2 protein-coding genes and 1 pseudogene are annotated in these 1,743 nt (G+C 56.3%); 1 reads left to right on the forward strand and 2 read right to left on the reverse strand.

The genetic code is table 11. The annotated features are described in order from the left end of the window. A partial coding sequence (locus AAAC48_RS21860; RefSeq protein ID WP_340656212.1) for an MOSC N-terminal beta barrel domain-containing protein occupies window positions 1–552 on the reverse strand: 552 nt, incomplete at its 3' end. Between the two features lie 27 nt (window positions 553–579). Further along, a complete protein-coding gene (locus tag AAAC48_RS21865) occupies window positions 580–981 on the reverse strand; it encodes a group 1 truncated hemoglobin (RefSeq protein ID WP_340656213.1) in 402 nt (133 codons plus the stop codon). 489 nt (window positions 982–1,470) lie between these two features. Here AAAC48_RS21865 and AAAC48_RS21870 point away from each other — a divergent pair. Continuing rightward, window positions 1,471–1,743 (forward strand): annotated as a pseudogene (locus AAAC48_RS21870) (DDE-type integrase/transposase/recombinase); the annotation flags it as partial.

Raw genomic sequence — 1,743 nt, forward strand, 5'->3', positions numbered from 1 at the left:
ATATGGCTTCGAATCGTCCCAATTTACATAAAAATTGGCTCGGAAGCGTCTCCGATCCATTTTGATACCGAGTTCTTCACCGAGCGCTCCAACAGAAGCATTGCCCAGCAGCGAAACCGGCCGGCAGTCCCAATGGCTCCTGTCACTGAAACGTAGCTTAACCTTTTGCCCACTCTTCTTCTCCAGTTCCGAGCGGAGTTCATCCGAGTCGACAGCATGAGTCTGACCATCTGGCGAAGTTACGCGAAGAGCGAAAGCCTTCGCTTCGGGATATGCCGTGAACAATCCCGGCGCCATGTGGAGCGACTTTTCGACATCGGCTGGCAGCCGCGTCGCAGCTTCCTCGACATACTTCGGGCGGTAGACGATCAAATCCGCTTGCTCGCGGCCCGTCAGCCAAGGGAAGCCTTTGGGTCCTTGCTCCATTTCGAACGCGTAGGCCCGGTCGCCCATTAGGCCCGAGAAACCAACGAAGGCCTCGTCAACCTCTTGACCGGCCATGCTCTTGACGGGATAGCGGCAGATGGTTTCGAGCGTGCCAATCCGTTCCACGATGTTCTCCGTACTCGATCGCTGTGGCTAGGCGATGACGATGTCCCCACGGGTGCTCTGAACGATGGCGATGATCTCCGCCCGTTCGACAGAAGGAACCTTGAACTTGTTCAGCGTTTGATCGAGATCGTCCATAAAGGCGTCCCACTCACTAGCAGTGATGTTCAGGTGCCGGTGCGTGGTTGCCATGTCCTTGCCGGAGTAGGTTTGTGGACCGCCCGCCGCCCAGCACAGCATCTCGGTCACCAGATACTTGAAACCTGCCGGTGCGACACGGTGGTGGGCTTCATCAACCGCCGCGTTGGCGTTTAGCCTCTTGTCAGTCATGACCCGGTCAATGAAATCGTCTATGACTGTCGCTATCGCATAGACGCCACCCAACCGGTCATAAAGGGACGGCTGAGCAGGAACGGTAGAGTTTTCCGACATTGGTCCCTCCCGATGCTTGGCAGCCTCTCGTTTTACTCGGAGGCTTGCCTGTCGCGAGATTGGCACAATCTGACCAAAGTGAGAAGCTCGATGACAACTTCTGGCCGATCTTGTTGACGCCAGACGGCTACATTCAAATTCTCTTAAGAATATCTTTTACACTTATCCTCAACCTACCCGCGATCCGGCGGCGCCGGCTTATGATCGATGCTGCCAATGGATTGTTGAGGCTTTTGACCGTGTCGGCACCAGCACCAATATGAGCGCCAAGCTGCACCGCGCGTTTATCCGCGCCGTTTTGCGTCCCCCGACCACGCGGATGCAGGCTGTCATTGACGACTCCGCAACGGCGGAGGAATGGCTGCGTGCAGTCGCCGAACTCGTCATTGTGCTGGGCCCCGACGATGGAACAACAAGGCGTAGCGAGGCTGGCCGACATAGACTGCGATACGCTTGCAGATCGAGTGTTTCAGGGTGTCTCCGCCAAGATGGCGGGCGGTTGACCAGGATGGGTATGTTCTTGACGAAATCGTGCAGGTTCGCCGCAATACCAAGGCCGCCAGACGATTATTGATCCGTCTTCTGAGGAAGCAAGGCCTGCCGCCAAAGCGGATCGTGACTGATAAATTGCGCTCCTATGGAGCGGCAAAGCGTCAGGTCATGCCAGGCGTCGAGCATCGTTCTCACAAAGGCTTGAACAATCGGGCGGAGAATTCGCATGTTCCGTTTCGAAAACGGGAGCAAATGCGTCAAGGCTTTCGA

The organism is Phyllobacterium sp. (assembly GCF_037994405.1).
Taxonomy (GTDB): Bacteria; Pseudomonadota; Alphaproteobacteria; order Rhizobiales; family Rhizobiaceae; genus Phyllobacterium.